Source organism: Amycolatopsis sp. NPDC004368 (assembly GCF_053602515.1).
Genome location: NZ_JBSGDT010000014.1, coordinates 1 through 21,294, shown reverse-complemented (window position 1 = coordinate 21,294; position 21,294 = coordinate 1). Strand labels below are relative to the sequence as shown.

The window sequence follows — 21,294 nt, the reverse complement described above, 5'->3', positions numbered from 1 at the left end:
CTTAACGGCCGTAGGTTGACGTTAGGTGACGGGATCGGGCCACGGCGTCGGCCGCTCGCCGTCGAACCGCGTCAGCCAGTGTGACAGGGCTCTCCACCTGCGCGTCTCCGGCCAGTCCGAGGACCAGACGGACCATCCAGGACTCGTCCGAGTAGCGCATCCGGATGCGCAGGCGGCCACCGTCGAGCTCGGCGAGCTCTTCGCACGGGTAGTACTCCGCGACCCAGCGTGCGTCGGGGTCGAGCACGAGCTCGGCCTCGCGCTGGTCGGGGCGGGTGGAGAACACGCCGTCGGACAGGTCGGTGGGCCGTGCGTGAGCCGGGGGCGCGGCGGGTTCGTCGAGCACGGTCAGCTCGTCGATGCGGTCGAGGCGGAACAGGCGCACGTCCTCGACGCGGCGGCACCAGGCTTCGAGGTAGCCGACGGCCTGCACGATGAGCAGCCGCATCGGGTCCACGGTGCGTTCGGTGATCTGGTCCTTCGACGCGGTGTAGTAGCGGATCCGCAGGGCGCGCCCGGCCTGCAGCGCGGCCGCGACCTCCTCGCGGGTCTTCGCGGCGCGTTTGCCCTCGCGCACGCCGCCGCCGACCACGACCCCGGCCGGCTGGGCCTGGCCCGCGGCGGCCTCGATCTTGGCGATGGACCGGCGCACGGCGTCGCCGTCGACCACGCCGGGGGTGTCGGCCAGCGCGCGCAGTGCGACGAGCAGGGCGGTGGCCTCGCTGCCGGTGAGGCGCAGGGGGCGGCTCATGCCGGCGTCGTGGGTGACGACGATGGTGTCGCCTTCGAAAGACAGGTCGATGAGGTCGCCGGGGCCGTAGCCGGGCAGGCCGCACATCCACAGCAGCTCGAGGTCCTTGCGCAGCTGGCGCGGGGTGACGTCGAAGTCGTGGGCGGCCTCGTCGACGCGCACGCCGGGGCGGGCGAGCAGGTAGGGCACGAGGGCGAGCAGGCGGGGCATGCGTTCGGAGGAGCCGCTCATCGGGTGCTCCCCTGCTCGGCGCGGGCGAGGACGGCTTCGAGGCGGTGCTGCACGGATTTGGCGAGCACGTCGGGTTCGAGCACGAGCACGTCGGGGCCCTGCGCGGCGATCCAGTCGGCGGCCGATTCGGGGAAGTACAGGCCGATTTCGATGAGGTCGCCTTCCTCGCCGTCGATGCTCTCGCGGCCCACGACCTCGCCGCGGCGGCGGACGCCGGCGGCGCGGCCGTCGGCGACCCACAAGCGGGCGGTGGTGACGGGGCTGGGGTCTTCGCCGCCGCCGGTCACGGACACGAGCTGCAGCAGGTTCACGCCCTCGGGCCGGGTCACCACGCCGGGCTCGCCGATTGCGGTGACCTTGCCGGTCACGCGGGAGAGCCGGAAGCAGCGGGTGGCGCCGCGGTCGCGGTCGTGCCCGACGACGTACCAGCGGGCGCGCCACGACACGACACCCCACGGTTCGAGGGTGCGGATCATGCGTTCCGGAGAGCCGCTGCGGCGGTACTCGAAGCGCACGGCCTGGCCGTTCTGCACGGCGGCGAGCAGCGGCCCGAACGCGGGTTCGGCGCGCACGCGCGGTTCGATCACGGTGGGTGCCTGGTCGTCGACCTCGACGCCGGCGGCGCGCAGCTTCACGAGCGCGCCCTGGGCCTGCCCGGTCAGCTCGGGCGAGTCCCACAGGCGCACGGCGAGACCGACCGCGGCCGCTTCGTCGGGCGCCAGGTCGATTTCGCCGAGCTCGTAGTCGCGGCGGGCGATGCGGTAGCCCTCGACGGGGTCGAAGGCGGAGTTGCGGCCGGTCTCCAGCGGGATGCCGAGCTCCCGCAGCTCCGTTTTGTCCCGTTCGAACGTGCGGAAGAAGGCCTCGTCGCTGGCCGCGTCGGCGTACCCGGACACGATCCCGCGAATCCGCTCGGCGGTGAGGTACTGCCGGGTGGACAGCAGGGCGAGCACGAGGTTGACCAGCCGTTCGGCGCGTGCGGTGGACACCCGTACAACCCTAGCTCGCCGGGCACGCCCCGATGGTGAGGTTCCCCGAACGCGTCGCGCGCCTAGCCTGGCACCATGGCTGACCGTGTACTGCTGATGACCGGAGCGTCGCGAGGGATCGGGGCCGCGACGGCCCGCCGTGCCGTCGGGGCGGGGTTCCGGGTAGCGCTCGTGGCGCGCACTCTCGACGCCCTCGACCCGCTCGTGGCCGAGTTCGGCGAGGAAAACGCGCTGGCACAGGCCGCTGACGTGGCCGACTGGGACGCGGTGTCGGGTGCGGTCGAGGCGACGCTGGCGCGGTTCGGGCGGCTCGACGCGGCTTTCGCGAACGCGGGGATCGGCATGGGCGTGTCGTTCTTCGGCGACGGCGGTGCCGAGCCCGGGCAGTGGCGGGAGATGGTGCTGACGAACGTCTACGGCGCCGCCCTCACCGCCCGCGCGACATTGCCCGCCTTGTCCGCCGCGAGCGGTCATCTCGTGCTGACCGGGTCGGTCGCCGGCCGGTATCCGCGCAAGGGGAGCTTGTATTCGGCCACGAAGTGGGCGGTGAGCGGGCTGGCCGCCGGCATCCGGGAGGAGGCGGTGGGCACCGGGGTGCGGGTGACGCTGGTGCAGCCGGGCATCACCGACACCGACATCCTCACCGAAGAGCAGCGCCGCAAGCCGCAGCTGGCGGCCGACGACATCGCCCGGGCCGTGCTCTACGCGCTGGAGCAGCCGCCGACGGTGGACGTCAACGAAATCATGGTGCGCCCGACCGGGCAGGTCCTCTAGCCGGGTTCAGCGCTGCAGCCGGGCAACCCGGCCACCGACCCCGCCGGCCCAGCAGGCGCCGAGCGGGGTGCAGTCCACGGTGTCGAAGCTGCCCGTGTCGAAGCTCGCCCAGTGGCGGCCGCCGTCGGGGCTGAGGTCGCTGCCGCCGGGACCGACCGCGATCACGGAACCGCCGAGCCAGGCCAGGCCAGAGCGGTAGCCGGCGGGGTACTGCGGCGGGGTGCGCCAGGTGCGGCCACGGTCGCCGCTGAGCGCGACGGCCGGCCCGGGCGCGGTGGGGTTCGCGAAGTCGCCACCGATGGCGACGCCCTGGCCCGGCGTGCGGAAGGCGAGGGCGAACACCCCGGCGGTCGCGCTGCTGGGCAGCGGCGTGTCGGCGACGGTCCAGTGGTGCCCGGCGTCGCGGGTGTGCAGCACGCGGGCGCGGGCGCCGCCGCCGAAGGCGAGCCACGCGTCGAACGGGCCGGAGGTGGTCACGCACTGACCGCTGGCGGCGAACCCGGCCTCACCGGGCAGGGCGGGCGGGAACGCGCTGTCGGGGATCCGGCGCCAGGTGCGGCCGCCGTCGGCGGTGGCCTGCACTCGGAACCTGCCGTCGACGGGGTCGCTCATGGCGAGGCCGCGCCAGGGGTCGAAGAACGCGAGGCAGTCGTAGAACGCGCCCGGGTCGGTGTTGGCGAAGGTCTGGCGCCAGTGCCGGCCGGCGTCGTCGGTGCGGTAGACGCGGGAGTCGGTGCCGGGCCCGATGGAGAGCACCACGGCGTGGTCGGCGTCGATGGCCTCGATGTCGCGGAACTCGAGCGTCGCGGTGCCGGGCGGGCCCACGGCGGTCCAGGTGCGGCCGGCGTCGGTGGTGCGCAGCACAGTTCCCTGGGTGCCGCTGACCCACGCCACGCGGGCGCTGACGGCCGAAAGGCCGCGGAACTGGGCCGTGACGCCGGTCGGGGTCGGCTGCCACGACGGGAGGCGCTGAGCCGCGCTCGCCACCCCGCCGGCGATCAGCGGCAGCACCGCACCCAGCAGAACCACCAATGCACGCAGGACCCGCATGCCGGTGATCTTGCCGTACCGGGGTGGCGACTTTTGTCGGGAACGCCGACCGCGCTTCGGCCCCGAGCCCGGCACGCCCCCTTGCCAGTGGCTCTCCGGCGAAAGCGCGCACAGCACCGTCGATCGGGCCCGGCGACGCCGGGTTGGCCTCATCCGCCGAAATGCCCGATGGCCGTCCCGCATCGTGCGGGACGGCCATCGTCGGCTGCGGTCCTGGCGGGTTACAGGGAGCTGATCAGGCGCTCCACCCGCTCGTCGACCGAGCGGAACGGGTCCTTGCACAGCACGGTCCGCTGGGCCTGGTCGTTGAGCTTGAGGTGGACCCAGTCGACGGTGAAATCGCGCCCGGCGGCCTGGGCGGCGGCGATGAAGTCGCCGCGCAGCTTCGCGCGGGTGGTCTGGGGCGGGGTGTCCTTGGCGGCTTCGATCTCGCCGTCGTCGGTCACACGCTTGACCAGGCCCTTGCGCTGCAGCAGGTCGAAGATGCCCCGGCCGCGGCGGATGTCGTGGTAGGCGAGGTCGAGCTGCGCGATCCGCGGGCTGGACAGGTCCAAGTCGTGCTTGGAGCGGTAGCGCTCGACCAGGCGGTGCTTGATGGCCCAGTCGATCTCCGTGTCGATCTTGGAGAAGTCCTGCTGCTCGACGGCCTCCAGGGCGCGGCCCCACAGCTCGACCACCCGCTCGTTGGCGGGTGTGGAGCCGTTTTCCTTGAGGTGCTGCACGGCGCGGGCGTGGTACTCGCGCTGGATGTCGAGCGCGGAGGCCTCGCGCCCGCCCGCCAGCCGCACCTGCCGGCGGCCGGTGAGGTCGTGGCTGATCTCGCGGATCGCCCGGATCGGGTTGTCGAGGGTGAAGTCGCGGAACTGCACGCCGGCCTCGATCATCTCGAGCACCAGGTTCGCGGACCCGACCTTGAGCATCGTGGTGGGCTCGGCCATGTTCGAGTCGCCCACGATCACGTGCAGGCGCCGGTAGCGCTCGGCGTCGGCGTGGGGCTCGTCGCGGGTGTTGATGATCGGGCGCGAACGCGTGGTGGCACTGGAGACGCCCTCCCAGATGTGCTCGGCGCGCTGCGACAGGCAGTACACGGCACCCCGCGGGGTCTGCAGAACCTTGCCCGCGCCGCAGATCAGCTGGCGCGTGACGAGGAACGGCAGCAGCACGTCCGCGATCCGGGAGAACTCGCCGGCCCGGGTCACGAGGTAGTTCTCGTGGCAGCCGTAGGAGTTGCCCGCGGAGTCGGTGTTGTTCTTGAACAGGAAGATGTCGCCGCCGATGCCCTCGTCGGCCAGCCGGCGCTCGGCGTCGACGAGCAGGTCCTCGAGGATCCGCTCGCCGGCCTTGTCGTGGGTGACCAGCTGCGCGAGGTCGTCACACTCCGCCGTCGCGTACTCGGGGTGCGAGCCCACGTCGAGGTAGAGCCGGGAGCCGTTGGACAGGAAGACGTTCGACGAGCGTCCCCACGACACGACCCGCCGGAAGAGATACCGCGCGACCTCGTCGGGCGAGAGCCTGCGCTGACCGTGGAAGGTGCACGTGACCCCGTACTCGGTCTCGATGCCAAAGATCCGCCGCTGCATCCCACCAGAGTAGGCGCTGCACCCCCTTGAGCGGTGCGCCGTTCGGGCGGCGACACGCGGTCGGTACGTTGCGAATGTGCGAAACCACGCGTGAGGCGATGTGCGCCGGACGCGGTCCACCCCTCGACGGGAACGAGGTCAGCAACGGTGTTCGACCAGCTCAGGCGCCCCTTCCGCAAGGTCGGCCGCACCGACCGGGCCCTCATCCGCCGCAGTGCGGCGCTGCCGAGGACCCGCGCCGATGACGTGCTGGGCTGGCTCTCGAAGTCGGCGAACAAATCCCGGCTGTGGTGGGCCGTGGCCGCAGTGCTGGCCGTGAAAAAGGGCTCGACCCGCCGCGGCGCGCTGCGCGGGATCGTCGCGATCGCCGGCGCCAGCGCGGCGGCGAACCTGCTCGGCAAGCCCCTGTTCCCCCGCCGGCGCCCCGCCGAGCAGGAGGTGCCGGAGCACCGCCGGCTGCGCAAACGTCCGACCTCGTCGTCGTTCCCGTCCGGACACTCCGCGTCGGCCGCCGCGTTCGCCACGGCGGTCGCGATGGAGTCGCCGCGCGCCGGGCTCGTCGTCGCGCCGCTGGCCGGCGCCGTGGCCTACTCGCGCGTGCACACCGGGGTCCACTGGCCCAGCGACGTCGGCACGGGCCTGGTGATCGGTGTCGGCGTCGCCACCCTGACCCGCCACTGGTGGCCGCTGCACCCCGACACCCCCGCCCGCACCGCGCACACGGCCGAAGCGCCCGAGATGCGCGACGGCGAGGACATGCTGGCCCTGGTCAACCCACACTCCGGCGTCGACGGCCAGGACCCGACCGAGGACGTGCGCTACGCCTGGCCCAAGGCGACCCTGCTCTACCCCGACCCGCACCAGGACCTGCGTGAGCAGCTCGAGAGCGAGATCGACGCCCGTGGCGGCACCGTACGCGCGCTCGGCGTGGCCGGAGGTGACGGCACGGTCGCCGCCGTCGCGTCCGTCGCCGCCGAACGCGGCCTGCCGCTCGCACTCATCCCCGCGGGCACGCTCAACCACTTCGCCCGCGACGTCGGCGTGCGCTCCATGTCCGACGCCGACGCGGCCACCGAGGCAGGCAACGCCGTCGGCATCGACCTGGGCGAGGTCGAGGTCCACGGCGCCGGCGAGCCCGAGCACCGCTGGTTCGTGAACACCGCGAGCCTCGGCGGTTACCCCGAAATGGTGCGGCTGCGCGAAAAACTGCAGCAGAAGCACCCCAAGTGGCCCTCCGCGGCGCTCGCCCTGGCCCGCGTGCTGCGCCGCGCGAAACCCCTGCCGATCCTGCTCGACGACGAACCCGCCGAGGTCTGGCTGATCTTCATCGGCAACGGCACCTACTCCCCCAAGGGTTTCGCCCCGTCGCGGCGCCCCGCTCTGGACACCGGCCTGCTCGACGTGCGCTACCTGCGGGCCGACCTGCCCTACTCCCGCGCCCGCTTCCTGCTCGCGATGGTGACCAACAGCCTCAACGCCAGCCACGTCTACCAGCAGCGCGACGTGCCGGAACTGCGCGTGAAACTGCTCGGGGGCAACCGCCGCGTGGCCACCGACGGCGAGGTCGGGCCGCTCGGCAACGAGTTCACCTTCCGCGCCCGCCCCAGCGCCCTCACGATCTACCGCAACCCCGACGTGGGTGCCTGACCGGCGTTTCACCCGCTCTCAACGAATCCACAGCGCCTGCTCCCCAACGTGATCACCCCAGGTGCGGGCGACCCTGCCCGCGCCCGTTCACGCAGGGACTGGAACACCGCGGTCACTGCGGTCCTGGTGCTGCTCGCCGCCGTGACCGCGGTGAACAGCTACGTCGGCTACGTCCGCACCGCCGACTACGTGATCCTGCCGCCCGGCTACGACGACCCCGCCGATTCCCCGTCGTCTACCTCATCCACGGCTACCCCCAGCTCGAGACCTACCTGGCGCGAACCGGCGTCCCCCGGCGTGGACCACCACTACCGGACCATCGCCGACCGCCGCCACCGCGCCCTCGGCGGCATGTCCGGCGGCGGGTTCGCCGCCCTCAACACCGGCCTGCACCACCTCGACGAGTTCGCCACCCTCGTGATCGCCCTGCCCTACGACGACCTCAACGACTCCATCGGCGTCCTCTACGGCCACGCCTCCATCGCCGCGACACCCCGCGCCACTACGCGCCCGCGATGCCGTTCACCGCACCCGTCTCCGTGCTCCTCGCCGCCGGCACCGGCGCACCCACCGACGTGGCCACCGCCCCCCGCATCGCCGACGCCCTGCGGCTCCGCGGCCAGCAAGCCGTCGTCCACACCGAACACGGCTTCAACCACACCTGGCACACCGCCCGCGTGACCCTGCCCTGCCTGCTGGCGTTCGCCGACCAGAACTTCCGCACCCCCTCACCCGCGTCCTGACCCGCCAGTGCCCGAAACGCCGTGTGGGCCGCCCGGAAACCCGGACGGCCCACACGACACACGGCAACCACTCACTCCTGGGCGGAGTCACCCTCCGAGCCACCCTCGGCCGGCTTCTCGGCATCGTCCTTCGCCGGCGGCGCGGGCAACAGCGCATCCAGCGCCGCACCCGTCAACCGGCGGAACGCGCGCCGCGGCCGCGCCCGGTCCAAGACCGCGACCTCGAGCTTGATCGGGTCCGGCTCCGCGGCCGCGCCGTTGTTGCCGTTCGACGTCGACACCGTGGCCCGCAGGCCCTCGATCGCCGTCGCCAGCGCCGTGGCCAGGTCGTGCTCCGGATCCACCGTGTCCTTCAGCTTCGCGCTGATCGGCTCCGTCTGCCCACCCATCACCACGAACGGCGACTCGTCGAAGATCGACCCGTCGTAGGTCAGCCGGTACAGCTGGTCCTCCGTCTGGCTCGCCCCGACCTCGGCGACACACACCTCCACCTCGAACGGCTTCAACTGCTCGGTGAAAATGCTGCCCAACGTCGCCGCATACGCGTTCGCCAGCGCCCGCGCGCTCACGTCACGGCGGTCGTACTGGTAGCCCTTCAGATCCGCGTGCCGGATCCCCGCCACCCGCAGGTTCTCGAACTCCGAGTACCGGCCCACCGCGGCGAACCCGATCCGGTCATAGATCTCCGACACCTTGTGCAACGTCGCCGACGGGTTCTCCGCCACGAACAGCACCCCGCCGGAGTACTTCAGCACCACCACGCTCCGGCCTCGCGCAATACCCTTGCGCGCCAGCTCGGACCGCTCCCGCATCAACTGCTCGGGAGAGGCATACAACGGCATCGTCACGGTGTCGGCTCCACGTTCTCCGGTGTACCGGCGGTCGAAGGTTCAGCGTTCGGGAAAGTCACCGGCGATCAGCTCGGCCGGTGGTGCGTGCGCTCGGCCCGGCCGGCCACCACGGCCTCCGCCACCGCCGCCGTCTGCTCGGCGGGCAACTGCACCGCACCGGTCTCGGCGGTGATCGTGACCACGCTCGGGAAAATACGCCGCACCAGGTCCGGCCCACCACTCGCGGTGTCGTCGTCCGCGGCGTCGTACAACGCCTCCACGGCCGCCCGCACCGCGGCGTCGACATCCGCATCGGGGTCGTACAGCTTCTTCAACGCCGACTTCGCGAACAGCGAACCCGAACCGACCCCCGCGTACCCGGCGTTCTCCTCATACCGCCCACCCGCGGCGTCGTACGACACGATCCGGCCGGCGTGCTTCGCGTCCTCGGCCTCCAGGTCGTAACCCACGAACAGTGGCACGACGGCCAAGCCCGCCATCGCCATGTCCAAGTTGGCCTTCACCATCCCGGCCAGCTTGTTCGTCTTGCCGTCCAGCGACAGCGACACACCTTCGATCTTCTCGTAGTGCGCCAGCTCCACCGCGTACAACCGGACCATCTCCACGGCCAGGCCCGCGGTCCCCGCGATCCCCACCGCCGAGTACTCGTCCGTGACGTGCACCTTCTCGATGTCCCGGCTCGCGATCAGGTTCCCCGACGTCGCCCGCCGGTCACCCGCGATCAGCACACCCCCGGCGAACGTCAGCGCCACGATCGTCGTCCCGTGCGGCACCGCCAGCTCACCCGCCCCGGACGACGGCACCCGCCGCGCCGGCAACAGCTCAGGCGCCTGCGCCCGCACGAAATCCGCGAACGACGACGAAGCCGGCGAGAAGTACGAGGCAGGCAGGCCAGGTCCCGAAAAACCCGACCGAGGGGAGGTGTTGTCCATACGTGCTCTTGGTTCCCATCTGTATCGGCTGAAGAAACAACGCTGCGAGCCGCGTGCCGACTGTGCCGTTCACAAGCCCGCCGTTCACAAGCCCGCCCTTCACAAGCCCTGAAGTCCGCAGGCCTGCCGTTCGCAAGCCCTGCCGCGCAGTATGTCGTCCCCCGCGCCGCCGCACCCGACGGCACGCCAGCCGGTGACCGCCCCCGGAACACCGACGACGGTCACCGGCCGCGAACGACTACTCGCCGCCCTTCTGCACGTAGGCGCGAACGAAGTCCTCGGCGTTCTCCTCCAGCACGTCGTCGATCTCGTCGAGGATCGTGTCCACGTCCTCACCGAGCTTCTCGCGCCGCTCCTGGCCCGCCGCTCCGGTGGCCTCGAACTCCTCGTCGGAGTCCCCACCGCCGTGCTTCTCGATCTTCTCCTGCGCCATATCGCCTCCCGGTGTGGCCGATGATTCCTAGCCTACCCAGCGGCCCCGACATTCGGGGCAACGCCGCGGTCCCGATCCCCGGTCGAAAACCCGCCCGGACTAGTCCGAACCGGTGATCGCCTCGACCAGCTCCTCGGCCGTCGCCGCCGCGTCCAGCAGCTTCCCGACGTGCGCCTTCGTGCCCCGCAACGGCTCCAACGTCGGGATCCGCACCAGCGACTCCTTACCCACGTCGAAGATCACCGAATCCCACGAAGCCGCCGCGATCGACGTCGCGTACTTCTCCAGCGCCCGCCCCCGGAAATACGCCCGCGTGTCCGACGGCGGAGTCGTGATCGCCGCCTGCACCTCTTCTTCGGTGACCAGGCGCTTCATCGAACCCCGCGTGACCAGCCGGTTGTACAGGCCCTTCGCCAGCCGCACATCCGAATACTGCAGATCCACCAGCCGCAACCGCGGCGCACCCCACGCCAGCTGGTCCCGCTCCCGGTACCCCTCGAGCAACCGCAGCTTCGCCGGCCAGTCCAACCGGTCCGCGCACTCCTGAGGATCCCGCGCCAACGCGTCCAGGACCTCGCCCCAGACCCGCAGCACCTCCTTCGACGCCTCGTCCGCGCCTGTGCGCTCGAGGTTCGCCGCCGCGATCTCGTGGTAGGCGAACTGCAGGTCCAGCCCCGAGAACTTCTTCCCGTTCGCCAGCTCGACCTTCGTCTTCAACGTCGGATCGTGACTGATCTTGTGCACCGCCCGCACCGGCTCGTCCAGCTTGAGCTCGTCGAACCGGATCCCCGACTCGATCAAGTCCAGGATCAGCGCCGTCGTACCCACCTTCAGATACGTCGAGTACTCCGACAGGTTCGCGTCACCGATGATCACGTGCAACCGCCGGTACTTGTCCGCGTCCGCGTGCGGCTCGTCGCGCGTGTTGATGATCCCGCGCTTCAACGTCGTCTCCAGGCCGACCTCGACCTCGATGTAGTCCGACCGCTGCGACAGCTGGAACCCGGCCTCTTCACTCTGCTGACCGACCCCGACCCGGCCCGAACCCGTCACCACCTGACGCGACACGAAAAACGGCGTCAGCCCCGCGATGATCGCCGTGAACGGCGTCGACCGCGAACACAGGTAGTTCTCGTGCGTGCCGTAGCTCGCACCCTTGCCGTCCACGTTGTTCTTGTACAACTGCAACGGCGGCTGACCCGGCACCGACGCCGCCTTCAGCGCCGCCTCCTCCATCACCCGCTCCCCGGCCTTGTCCCAGATCACCGCGTCGCGCGCGTTCGTGACCTCGGGCGCCGAGTACTCCGGGTGCGCGTGGTCCACGTACAACCGCGCACCGTTGGTCAGGATGACGTTCGCCGCTCCCAGGTCCTCCACGTCCGGGTCGTGCCCCGGCCCGCCCGGACCCGTCAGGTCGAACCCCCGCGCGTCGCGCAACGGCGACTCCACCTCGTAGTCCCACCGAGCCCGGCGAGCCCGCGGAATGTCAGCAGCCGCCGCGTAGGCGAGCACGACCTGAGTCGAGGTCAGCACCGGGTTCGCCGTGGCGTCCCCCGGCACGGCGATGCCGTACTCGACTTCGGTTCCCATGATCCGACGCATGCCTCCACCCTACGGGGTAAGGCCGTGCGACGATGCCCCCATGCCAGGCAGTGACGAACTCGTTGCCCTCTATGACCGAGCCGGAAACGCCGTGGGCCAGGCACCCCGCTCCCGCGTCCGCGCCGAAGGACTCTGGCACGCCGCCGGCGTCGTGCTCGTCCGATCGGGCGACGGCCGATCCGTGTACGTGCACCTGCGCACCCCCGGCAAGGACATCTTCCCGTCCACCTGGGACTGCTGGGCCGGAGGAGTCGTCGCCGCGGGCGAAACCCCCGCCGAATGCGCCCGCCGCGAACTCGCCGAAGAACTCGGCGTCCACGGAGTGGAACCGGAACCCCTGTTCACCAAGATCTACGACCAGGGCACCGTCCACTGCCACAACTTCGCCTACGAAGTCCGCTGGGACGGCCCCATCCGCCACCAGCCCGAAGAAATCGCCGAAGGCCGCTGGATGTCCCTCGACGACCTCCGCACCTGGGCCTTCGACCCCGACAGCCCCTTCATCCCCGACGGCCGCGAAGGCGTCCAGGAGTGGTTCCGCCGCTACGGCTGAGCCACCAGCTTCGCCACAACCTTCGGCAGCAACCGCTTCGCCGCGTCCGCCGCCCGCGCCGGCGTGCTCGCCACCACGCTCAACGCCGACACCAGCTCACCCCGCGCCAGCAACACCGTGCACGTCGACCCGTCGCACCACGCCCGCTGCGCCGAAACCCCTTGCTGCGGTTCGATCGCGAGCACCTGCCCCACACAGCCCGCCGCGGACACCACGTCCGCACCCGACCCGCCCACATACGCCGTGACCTCGTGCGTCAGCCCCGAACCACTCGGGTACACCCAGCTCGCCGACCGCCGCTCACCCTGAGCCAACCCCGCGAGGCACCCCGAAGCCTTCTTCGGCCCGGGCGCCACACCTTCCTCGGCAACGTCCTCATCGGACAGCAACGCCGCCGTTGCCTCCGCAGCAGCCGAAATCCGCGGATCGGGCGAAGCGGACGCCGGAGAACTCGGCGGCGCGACATGCTCAGCGGGCACCACGGGCGCGGCCGACGTCGAGTCGGTCACCGGCACCGGATCGTCGTAGTACGTCTCAAGGTTGTTCGGCCGGTTGCCACACGCCGTCGTGAGCCCCACCAGCGCGACCGCAGCCACCGCAAGCACCTGCCGATGACGCACTGGCCGCCCCTCCGGAAATCCGCGGCCCACCCTCCGGACCCGCGCTGCAGCGAGGGTAGTGCAGCGCCTCAGTCCCACCCGAGGTGGGACCGGTGCCGCCAGTACCCCTCCGGTCCCTCCGCCAGCCCCGCCAGCTCACCCAGCTCCGCCGCGCTCAGCGAAACCCGTGCGGCAGCCAGGTTCGCCGCCAGCTGGGCCGGGTTCGACGGACCCACCAGCGCCGCCGAAACCCAGTCGTTGGCCAGCACCGCGGCCACCGCGACCGCGTCCGGCCCCACGCCGTGCGCGACCGCGATCCGGTTCAGCACCTCCGGCGCCTCCACCACGAGCCGCCCGTTCGCCAGCGTCTCCTTGACCAGCACCCGTTTCCCCGCCGCCCGCGCTTCCGCGAGCGCCGCACCGACCGACGGCTCCAGCACGTTCCAAGTGGACTGCACCGACGAGAACACCGGCCGCCCCGCCGCTTCCAGCTCGAACGCCCGCCGCACGGCATCGGCCTGCTTCGGCCCCGACGTGGAGAACCCGACTTCCACACCCTGATCGGACAACCCCGCCAGGGCCTCGATCAGCGCGCCGTCGGCGAACAGCGGACTGTCCACAGTGAGCGAATGCACCTGGTACAGGTCCACGTGCGCACCCAGCAGCGCCCGCGTCTCGGCCCACTGCTCGGCGAACCGCGCGGCCGAGTGCTCCTTGACCTCGTGCACCGGCGCGTCGAGCCGCCATTCGCCGACGTAGCGGTAGCCCCACTTGCTCGACACCGTCACATCTGTGTGCCTGGACTCCGCCAGCCAGCTCGCGAGGAAGTCCTCGGCCAACCCGTACGAGCGCGCGACGTCGACCCAGCGCACCCCGGCGGCGTAAGCCGCGTCGAGCACCTCGTGGGTCGCGGCCCGCATCTCCGGAACACCGCGCGTGCCCGGGAGCACCCGGCCCAGGTTGATGTACGCGGGCCGGCCGAGAGCGGCGAGCCCGACCGCGATGCGCTCCATGGGGTGTCCTTGTCTGTGCGGTTTTTGGGGTTATCTCGGTGGAATGTCGATGATGGTGTTTTCGACAATCGGCCGCCGTATAGGTCGTTATACAGTTTGTTTGTGCCGGAGGATGGCGAGCCATTGCCCGGAGGTCTGGGCTTGGCGGTGGAGCTTTTCGAGGCGGGCGGCCGGCGCCCGGACGTAGCCCTTGCCGAAGACCGGGGCGATCTGGCGGAGGCTGGCGCCTTGTTCGCGGGCGGCGAGCAGGGTCCAGTCGGAGGCGTCGGCGCAGGCGGCGGAGGCGCGGCGCAGCTCCCCCAGCAGGTCGATGAGGTCGTCGGCGCTCAGCTCCCCCGCCTGGACGGCGGCTGCCGTCGTCTCAAGCCAGGTCAGGACGTCGGCTTCGGTGATGGGCGCGCGCGGGCGCGAAGTGTCGTCGATACTCACGCCGCGCAGTATAGGGCGTTATACACCAACGTCGAGTGAGATGGCCGAAATCCGCTGGCCTCCCGGCGTGGCTGCCCCGTTGACTGGGTTGGTGGCCCCGCCTCCGGCGGGGCGTGCGAGATCGCCTTTGAGCCGGCGACCTCGCTGGTGGGTCGGCTTCGACATCGTGAGTAGGGGGAGCATGGGCGGGCGGTTCGGTGTCGGTGCGCGGTTCGTCGCGCTGGCGGTCGTCTGGGGCGCGAGTTTCCTGTTCATCAAGGTGGGGCTGCAAGGCCTCTCCCCCGCTCAGGTCGCGCTGGCGCGCGTCGGCTTCGGAGCGCACGCCCTGGTGGTGGTGCTGGCCGTACGACGCCGGCCCCTCCCCCGCGATCCCGCGCTGTGGGGGCACCTCGCGGTGGTGTCGGTGTTGCTCTGCGCGGCGCCGTTTCTGCTGTTCTCCTGGGCGGAGCAGTACATCTCGTCCGGACTGGCCAGCATTTTCAACGCCACCACGCCATTGCTCACCATGCTCTTCGCCGCCGCGGCGCTACCGGCTGAGCGCCTCACCGCGCCGCGGGTGACCGGGCTGCTGCTCGGGTTCGCGGGCGTGCTGACGCTCGTCGGCGTGTGGCAGGGCATCGACCTGTCGCACGAGCTCACGGCCCAGCTGGCGTGCCTGGGGGCAACGACCTGCTACGGCGCGGCTTTCGTCTACCTGCGCCGGTTCGTGTCACCGAAGGGCGCTGATCCTGTGGTCGTGGCCTTCGGACAGGTCGGGTTCGCCACGGTGATCCTGGCCCTGGCGGCGCCCGTGGCGGCGGCCCAACCGATGCGCCTGACTGCCGCAGTGGTGGTCAGCATGCTCGCGCTCGGTGTGCTGGGAACCGGGATCGCGTACGTGTGGAACACACGCGTGGTGACCGCCTGGGGCGCCGCCCACGCTTCTTCGGTGACTTACCTCACACCCGTGGTCGGTGTCGTGCTCGGCGTGCTGGTGCTGAACGAACCGGTGCACTGGAACGAACCCGCCGGCGCGCTCCTCGTCGTGCTCGGAATTCTGGCCTCGCACGGGAAACTCGCCCGCCGCCGGGTGAAGGTCGCAGACGAGAACGTGGGGCCACCGGCGAACCGGTAGCCCCACGTTTCGCTACGAACCCTTACAGGTACTGACCCGTGTTCGTGGCGGTGTCGATCGCCCGGCCGGAGTCCTGGTTCTTGCCGGTGACGAGCGTGCGGATGTAGACGATCCGCTCGCCCTTCTTGCCGGAGATCCGGGCCCAGTCGTCCGGGTTGGTGGTGTTCGGGAGGTCCTCGTTCTCCGCGAACTCGTCGACGATCGCGTCGAGCAGGTGCTGCACGCGCAAGCCCGGCTGCTGGGTCTCCAGCACCGACTTGATGGCCGACTTCTTCGCCCGGTCCACGATGTTCTGGATCATCGCGCCCGAGTTGAAATCGCGGAAGTACAGGACTTCCTTGTCCCCGTTGGCGTAGGTCACCTCGAGGAACCGGTTGTCGTCGCTCTCCTCGTACATGCGCTCGACCGTGTGCTGGATCATCGCGTCGAACGTGGCCTTCTGGTCCCCGCCGAACTCCGCCAGGTCGTCGGCGTGGATCGGGAGGCCTTCGGCCAGGTACTTGGAGAAGATGTCCTTCGCGCCTTCGGCGTCCGGACGCTCGATCTTGATCTTCACGTCGAGCCGGCCCGGCCGCAGGATCGCCGGGTCGATCATGTCCTCGCGGTTGGAGGCGCCGATGACGATGACGTTCTCCAGCCCTTCCACACCGTCGATCTCCGACAGCAGCTGCGGCACGATCGTGGTCTCCACGTCGGAGGACACGCCCGAGCCACGGGTGCGGAAGATGGAGTCCATCTCGTCGAAGAACACGATGACGGGAGTGCCCTCGGAGGCCTTCTCCCGAGCCCGCTGGAAGATCAGGCGGATGGACCGCTCGGTCTCACCGACGAACTTGTTGAGCAGCTCGGGACCCTTGATGTTCAGGAAGTAGGACTTCCCGTCGTCGGTGTCACCCCGCGCCTGCGCGACCTTCTTGGCCAGGGAGTTGGCCACCGCCTTGGCGATGAGCGTCTTCCCGCAGCCCGGAGGGCCGTAGAGCAGCACACCCTTCGGCGGCCGCAGCTGGTACTCCTGGTAGAGATCGGCGTGCAGGAACGGCAGCTCCACCGCGTCGCGGATCTGCTCGATCTGCCTGCTCAGGCCACCGATGTCCTCGTAGCGGACGTCGGGCACCTCCTCCAGCACCAGGTCCTCGACCTCGGCCTTCGGCACGCGCTCGTACGCGTACCCGACCTTCGAGTCGACGAGCAGCGAGTCGCCCGGCTTGAGCGGCTGCTCGGCCAGCGGGTCGGAGAGCAGGACCACCCGCTCTTCGTCCGCGTGCCCCACCACGAGAGCCCGGGGGACGCCGCCCTCGGCCTCGGGTGCGAGCACCTCACGCAGTGCGCACACTTCACCGGTGCGCTCGAATTCGCCGCCTTCGACGACGGTGAGTGCCTCGTTGAGCCGCAGCGCCTGACCGCGGCGCAGCGACGAGATCTCCACGGCCGGCGACACCGAGACCCGCATCTTGCGGCCCGCGGTGAAGACGTCCACCGTGTTGTCCTCGTACGAGGTGACGAAGACCCCGTAGCCGCTCGGCGGCTGGGCCAGCCTGTCGACCTCTTCGCGGAGGGCGAGCAGCTGACCACGCGCCTCGCGCAGGGTCTCGACCAGTTTCGTGTTGCGCTCGGTGAGCTGGCTCACCCGTTCGGACGCCTCGGCGAGGCGCTGTTCGAGAACTCGGTTCTGCCGCGGCGAATCGGTGAGTTTGCGACGCAACAGCGCCACTTCCTCTTCGAGAAAACGGATCTGCCGGGCTTGTTGTTCCGCCGTCTGCCCAGCTCCGCCTGCTTCTGAAGGGTCGGCCTCCTCGCGCCGACCTCCGGGAAGGTCATGATGCATCGGGCACCTCCTCGGAGTGCTTTTCATTCCACGGTACCGGCGATCACCGACAATAAAAGGCCTTTCCGCATCACAAGATCGGCGCGTCGCGATTTCTGCACCCGCTCAGCACGGTCGTCGACGGAGCGCAAGCGGCCGATTCGGTGCTCGGGCACCGGAGGCCGTCACGCCGTGTTCCACCAGGCGAAAACGGGCAAGCTCCAGGTACCCGGAGGGCAACACCGCCAACCGTGCCGCGTCCAGTTCCGGCCTGAGCGCACGGTTCCCGGCAGGCCTGGCTAGCATCGCCGGGGTTCACCGCGCCCGGACACCGGGGCGCACGCGCAGGAACGCTAGGGGGCACCACACATGACCTACCCGCCGCAGCAGCCCGGTGGTCACGGCCAGCAGGGCGGAGGCTACGGAGGGGGCGGTGGTTACGGGCAGCAGCCGAACCCCTACGGACAGCCCCAGCAGGGCCCGGGTCAGCCCCCTTCCGGCCCGCAGCAGCAGCCCGGGTACCCCGGCGGGCAGCCGTTCGGCGGTCAGCAGCAGCCGGGCACGTGGCCGCCGCAGGGCGGGTACCCGCAGTCCGGTCCGCAGCAGCAGCCGGGCTACCCGGCGCAGCAGCCCCCGCCGTTCGGACAGTCTGGCCAGTACCCACAGTTCGGCCCGCAGGATCCCCATCAGCAGGGCGGCGGGACACAGCAGTACCCACAGCAAGATCCGTACCAGCAGGGCGGCACACAGCAGCTCGGGCAGCCGGACGCCTTCGGGCAGGGCGGTTTCGGCGATCAGTACGGCCAACCGGGTGGATATCAGTCCTTCGGCGGCTACGGCGAGCAGCCTCCCAAGAAAAAGAAGACGGGACTGATCGTCGGCGTGTCGGTCGGTGCCGTGGTCGTGGTGGGTGCGGCGGTCGGGCTCGTGATCGGGCTTTCCGGTGACGACAAGGACAAAAACGACACCGCCGCTCCCCCGGCGCCGCCGGCTGTGAGCAGCAAGGCCGGTGGCGCGCCGAACACCGGCGTCCCGAGCCGGCCCCGCACGAGCAGCGGCTCGACCCCCTCGACTGGCTCCGCCGGCGGCACCGACGCGCCGGCACCGGGTGGCACGCAGAGCGCGCAGGAGCTGTTCCAGGCCGCCGCTGCCGATTTCAGCAGCGGCGACGGCACGGCGCTGGCCGGGCTGGCGTGCCGCAGCCTCTACAACGGTGGCGCCGTGGACATCCCGAAGACCGACGTCCAGCTCACGGGCGCCGCACAGGAGACCGGCGACACTGCTTCCGTGCGGTACAAGGCCACGCAGGGCACGAAAACGGCGAACGGGACGATGACCTCGAAGCGCGAGGCCGGCGTCTGGTGCCTCGTCGACGCCCAGGCGGACAAGCAGTGAGACACCGGCGGTGAGTGGCAGACTCACCGCCGGGCTCGTCGTGCTCGGTGCGGTGGTGGCCGGCGTGGTGCTCGGGCTGGTGCTGGTGGCACCGGCCGGGCCGGCTCCCCCTTCCGCGCCGGCGGCCGCGGCGCCGACGAACATCCCCACGGTCTCCTCGTCCGCGAGCGACGCGGACGTCGCGGCGACGAACGTGCTCGCGAACGCCCTCGTCGACGCGATCCGCCGGGCCGACGTCACCGAGTTCGGCCGGCTCACGTGCCGACCGCAGACTGCCCAGGCCCTGGCCGACCTGCAGGCCAAGTGGGACGCGGCGGGACCGCTCACCGTCTCCCTGGCCGGGCCGCCCACCGTCGCCGGGGACTCGGCGGGGGTCACCGTGCACGTGGAAGGCGCGGGCGGGCGCCGGGACACCCCGTTCCCGATGCACCGGGAAAACGGTCGGTGGTGCGTGCCGGGCTAGCTGTCTCAGCCCTTGCCCTTGCTGGGCCGGCGCGACACGCGCGGCGACACCGTGCCGTCGGCGAGGCGGCGGGCGGTGAGCAGGAACGCCGTGTGCGCCACCATCCGGTGGTCGGGGCGCACGGCGAGGCCGACCACGTGCCACGGGCGCATCAGCGTCTCCCACGACTCCGGCTCGGTCCAGCACTGCTGTTCCCGCAACGACTCCGTCACCCGAGAAAGCTGTGTGACAGTCGCCACATACACCGTGAGGACACCGCCGGGCACGAGGTGCGCGGCGACGTTCGGCAGCTGGTCCCACGGCGCGAGCATGTCGAGCACGACGCGGTCGACCTCACCGGAGTGCGTGGCGAGGTCGGCGACGGTGAGCGTCCAGTTGTCCGGCTTCTCGCCGAAGAACTTCACGACGTTGCGCTCGGCGTGCTCCGCGTGGTCGTCGCGGATCTCGTAGGACGACACGTGGCCCTCGGAGCCGACCGCACGCAGCAGCGAGCACGTGAGCGCACCCGAACCGGCGCCGGCTTCCAGCACGCGCGCGCCGGGGAAGATGTCGCCCCACATCACGATCTGCGCGGCGTCCTTGGGGTAGATGACCTGCGCGCCGCGGGGCATCGAGAGCACGTAGTCGGGCAGCAGGGGCCGCAGCGCGAGGTAGTTGCTGCCGCCGGCCGAGGTCACCACGGACCCTTCGGGGAGCCCGATCAGCTCGTCGTGCGCCAGCGCGCCGCGGTGGGTGTGGTACTCCCCGCCCTCGGCGAGCGTGAGGGTGTAGTGGCGGCCTTTCGAGTCCGTCAACTGAACCCGGTCCCCTGCGCGAAACGGTCCGCTGACCGACAACTTCTTCCTCCACCTCAACCGCGAAACGCTGGCGTCAGATCCTCGCAGGTCGTCCGCGCGGGCCGCCGGTCGGGTGCACTCTCAGTGAGCGTGGCGGCCGCGTACGAGCGCGGCGCGGAGGTCTTCGCGGCGCAGCACCCCGGCGGGGCGCCCTTCTTCGTCGACCACGAGGAACTGCCACGCCGGGGTTTCGCGCACGCGCTCGGCGATCTCCTCCCCCGGCTCCGAGGCCAGGAGAACCGTCTCCGCGCGGATCGGCTCGGCCGCGAGCTCCGCCGGAGCGTGCGGGTGCGTCCCCGCGAGCTGCTCGGCCGCCTGCTCGTCGAGCAGCCCGGCGGCGACACCGTCGGCGCGCACGAGCACCACTCCGCGACCCGCGGAGGCCGCCAGCGCGTCGGACACCGGGCTTTCGGCGGGCAGCTGCAACACGGGCCGCACCAGCTCGGTGAGCTCGAGCCCGTCGGGCCAGCTGCGCCGGGCCTCGGCCGCGAGCTCGCCGCGGGCGCCCAGGATCACGAACCACGCTGTGACCACGCAGACGCCGAGCCTCAACCAGCGGTCCTCGCTCTGCGTCGCCAGACCCCACAGCGCCCACACGATCAGCCCGGTCGCGACGACCGCGCCGCCGGCCACCGCGGCTTTCGTGCCCTTCGCCCGTAGCCCCGTCACGGCCCACACGCCCGCGCGAACGAGCCGCCCACCGTCGAGCGGCAGCCCGGGGAGCAGGTTGAACACGCCCACCGCGAGGTTCGCGACCGCGCACTCGGCGACGAGCAGCCACACCGCCCCGTGCGGCGGCACGGCGAGCACCAGCAGGGCGCAGAACCCGCCCAGCAGCAACGAGACCACCGGCCCCGCCGCCGCGACGAGCCCTTCCTGCCCTGGCCGCCGCGGCGTCCGCGCGACCTCCGACAGCCCGCCCAGCAAGAACAGCCGCAGCCGGCGGACAGGAATCCCCAGCCGTAGGGCGACCAGGCAGTGGCCCAGCTCGTGCGCGAGCACCGACAGCCCCAGCAGCACCGCGAACGCGGCCGCCAGCAGCCACGACGTCGGCGTGGACGCCTCCGGCAGCAGCCGCCCCACCAGCGGCGCGTACAGCACCACGACCACCAGCGACCCTATCCACCACGACGGCGCCAGCAGCACCGGCACCCCGGCGACCCGGAACAGCAACAGCCCGCCGTCGCCGGACGAGACACGCCGGGACGGCCCGGCACCGTGCTGTCGGGTCGCGGCCATGCGGGCAAGGGTAGAGGTCAAGGTGTGGGAAGGGAGTGATCCGGGGTTCCCCGATGGGTGGTGTCGCTCTGTTTTTGGCCCCGCCTCCGGCGGGGCGTGCGAGATCGCTGTGTTGTTGGCCCCGCCTCCGGCGGGGCGTGCGAGATCGCTGTGTTGTTGGCCTCGCCTCCGGCGGGGCGTGCGAGATCGCCTTGGAGCCGGCTTCCGGATCGGGCGGTCGGATCGGCCGGCGCCGAACACGCGAGGCGGGGAGTGCGCGGGCGAGA

21 protein-coding genes are annotated in these 21,294 nt (G+C 71.2%); 7 read left to right on the top strand and 14 right to left on the bottom strand.

Annotated elements, in window-relative coordinates; genetic code table 11:
- Position 1 precedes the first annotated feature (1 nt).
- Together ACWEOE_RS20575 and ACWEOE_RS20570 are read right to left on the bottom strand one after the other, a co-directional pair.
- The gene (locus tag ACWEOE_RS20575; protein ID WP_452011367.1) at positions 2-982 is read right to left on the bottom strand and encodes a helix-turn-helix transcriptional regulator; all 981 of its coding nucleotides are present in this window, start codon (positions 980-982) and stop codon (positions 2-4) included.
- Complete coding sequence (locus tag ACWEOE_RS20570; RefSeq protein WP_452011364.1) at positions 979-1,971, bottom strand: helix-turn-helix transcriptional regulator; 993 nt, start codon at positions 1,969-1,971, stop codon at positions 979-981. Before ACWEOE_RS20570 ends, ACWEOE_RS20575 begins: the two co-directional genes overlap by 4 nt.
- A gap of 75 nt (positions 1,972-2,046) precedes the next feature.
- Between ACWEOE_RS20570 and ACWEOE_RS20565 the strand changes: the two genes are divergently transcribed.
- A complete protein-coding gene (locus tag ACWEOE_RS20565; protein ID WP_452011361.1) occupies positions 2,047-2,745 on the top strand; it encodes an SDR family oxidoreductase in 699 nt (232 codons plus the stop codon).
- Between the two features lie 6 nt (positions 2,746-2,751).
- Here the strand turns inward: ACWEOE_RS20565 and ACWEOE_RS20560 are convergent, their stop codons facing one another.
- On the bottom strand, positions 2,752-3,795 hold the full coding sequence (locus ACWEOE_RS20560; RefSeq protein WP_452011359.1) for an oxidoreductase: 1,044 nt from the start codon (positions 3,793-3,795) through the stop codon (positions 2,752-2,754).
- Positions 3,796-4,016: 221 nt separating this feature from the next.
- Positions 4,017-5,375 (bottom strand): Pup--protein ligase, encoded by a 1,359-nt coding sequence (gene pafA / locus ACWEOE_RS20555; protein WP_452011357.1) that lies wholly within the window; start codon positions 5,373-5,375, stop codon positions 4,017-4,019.
- A gap of 147 nt (positions 5,376-5,522) precedes the next feature.
- Here pafA and ACWEOE_RS20550 point away from each other — a divergent pair, with 147 nt between their 5' ends.
- A complete protein-coding gene (locus tag ACWEOE_RS20550) occupies positions 5,523-7,022 on the top strand; it encodes a phosphatase PAP2 family protein (protein WP_452011354.1) in 1,500 nt (499 codons plus the stop codon).
- A 515-nt stretch (positions 7,023-7,537) separates the two neighbouring features.
- Positions 7,538-7,765: a hypothetical protein gene (locus ACWEOE_RS20545; RefSeq protein WP_452011351.1), complete on the top strand. Its 228-nt coding sequence runs from the start codon at positions 7,538-7,540 to the stop codon at positions 7,763-7,765.
- A gap of 71 nt (positions 7,766-7,836) precedes the next feature.
- On the opposite strand, the gene prcA is transcribed toward ACWEOE_RS20545, so the two are convergent.
- The 4 genes from prcA to dop all read right to left on the bottom strand — a co-directional run bounded on the left by prcA (position 7,837) and on the right by dop (position 11,583).
- The gene (gene prcA / locus ACWEOE_RS20540; RefSeq protein WP_452011349.1) at positions 7,837-8,613 is read right to left on the bottom strand and encodes a proteasome subunit alpha; all 777 of its coding nucleotides are present in this window, start codon (positions 8,611-8,613) and stop codon (positions 7,837-7,839) included.
- A 68-nt stretch (positions 8,614-8,681) separates the two neighbouring features.
- Entirely contained in the window at positions 8,682-9,548 is an 867-nt protein-coding gene (gene prcB, locus ACWEOE_RS20535; RefSeq protein WP_452011346.1) for a proteasome subunit beta, read from the bottom strand.
- Between the two features lie 238 nt (positions 9,549-9,786).
- Positions 9,787-9,981, bottom strand: a complete 195-nt coding sequence (locus ACWEOE_RS20530; RefSeq protein ID WP_220240779.1) for a ubiquitin-like protein Pup — start codon at positions 9,979-9,981, stop codon at positions 9,787-9,789.
- A 99-nt stretch (positions 9,982-10,080) separates the two neighbouring features.
- Complete coding sequence (dop, locus tag ACWEOE_RS20525) at positions 10,081-11,583, bottom strand: depupylase/deamidase Dop (RefSeq protein WP_360601539.1); 1,503 nt, start codon at positions 11,581-11,583, stop codon at positions 10,081-10,083.
- 40 nt (positions 11,584-11,623) lie between these two features.
- Between dop and ACWEOE_RS20520 the strand changes: the two genes are divergently transcribed.
- Positions 11,624-12,136, top strand: a complete 513-nt coding sequence (locus ACWEOE_RS20520) for an NUDIX hydrolase (protein WP_452011342.1) — start codon at positions 11,624-11,626, stop codon at positions 12,134-12,136.
- On the opposite strand, the gene ACWEOE_RS20515 is transcribed toward ACWEOE_RS20520, so the two are convergent.
- The 3 genes from ACWEOE_RS20515 to ACWEOE_RS20505 all read right to left on the bottom strand — a co-directional run bounded on the left by ACWEOE_RS20515 (position 12,127) and on the right by ACWEOE_RS20505 (position 14,171).
- Positions 12,127-12,756: a hypothetical protein gene (locus ACWEOE_RS20515; protein ID WP_452011340.1), complete on the bottom strand. Its 630-nt coding sequence runs from the start codon at positions 12,754-12,756 to the stop codon at positions 12,127-12,129. The genes ACWEOE_RS20520 and ACWEOE_RS20515 overlap by 10 nt on opposite strands.
- Positions 12,757-12,824: 68 nt before the next feature.
- A complete protein-coding gene (locus ACWEOE_RS20510) occupies positions 12,825-13,748 on the bottom strand; it encodes an aldo/keto reductase (RefSeq protein ID WP_452011338.1) in 924 nt (307 codons plus the stop codon).
- Positions 13,749-13,835: 87 nt separating this feature from the next.
- The gene (locus ACWEOE_RS20505) at positions 13,836-14,171 is read right to left on the bottom strand and encodes a hypothetical protein (RefSeq protein ID WP_452011703.1); all 336 of its coding nucleotides are present in this window, start codon (positions 14,169-14,171) and stop codon (positions 13,836-13,838) included.
- A 187-nt stretch (positions 14,172-14,358) separates the two neighbouring features.
- Between ACWEOE_RS20505 and ACWEOE_RS20500 the strand changes: the two genes are divergently transcribed.
- The gene (locus ACWEOE_RS20500; protein ID WP_452011336.1) at positions 14,359-15,291 is read left to right on the top strand and encodes a DMT family transporter; all 933 of its coding nucleotides are present in this window, start codon (positions 14,359-14,361) and stop codon (positions 15,289-15,291) included.
- Positions 15,292-15,313: 22 nt separating this feature from the next.
- Here ACWEOE_RS20500 and arc read toward each other — a convergent pair whose 3' ends face one another.
- Positions 15,314-17,116: a proteasome ATPase gene (gene arc / locus ACWEOE_RS20495; protein WP_452011334.1), complete on the bottom strand. Its 1,803-nt coding sequence runs from the start codon at positions 17,114-17,116 to the stop codon at positions 15,314-15,316.
- A 348-nt stretch (positions 17,117-17,464) separates the two neighbouring features.
- Here arc and ACWEOE_RS20490 point away from each other — a divergent pair, with 348 nt between their 5' ends.
- Together ACWEOE_RS20490 and ACWEOE_RS20485 are read left to right on the top strand one after the other, a co-directional pair.
- Entirely contained in the window at positions 17,465-18,490 is a 1,026-nt protein-coding gene (locus ACWEOE_RS20490) for a hypothetical protein (RefSeq protein WP_452011331.1), read from the top strand.
- A gap of 10 nt (positions 18,491-18,500) precedes the next feature.
- A complete protein-coding gene (locus ACWEOE_RS20485; RefSeq protein ID WP_452011329.1) occupies positions 18,501-18,953 on the top strand; it encodes a hypothetical protein in 453 nt (150 codons plus the stop codon).
- A gap of 5 nt (positions 18,954-18,958) precedes the next feature.
- Here ACWEOE_RS20485 and ACWEOE_RS20480 read toward each other — a convergent pair whose 3' ends face one another.
- Together ACWEOE_RS20480 and ACWEOE_RS20475 are read right to left on the bottom strand one after the other, a co-directional pair.
- Positions 18,959-19,789, bottom strand: coding sequence for a tRNA (adenine-N1)-methyltransferase (locus ACWEOE_RS20480; RefSeq protein WP_452011327.1), 831 nt, complete (start codon positions 19,787-19,789; stop codon positions 18,959-18,961).
- Positions 19,790-19,870: 81 nt separating this feature from the next.
- Complete coding sequence (locus tag ACWEOE_RS20475) at positions 19,871-21,028, bottom strand: M50 family metallopeptidase (protein WP_452011324.1); 1,158 nt, start codon at positions 21,026-21,028, stop codon at positions 19,871-19,873.
- Positions 21,029-21,294 lie beyond the last annotated feature (266 nt).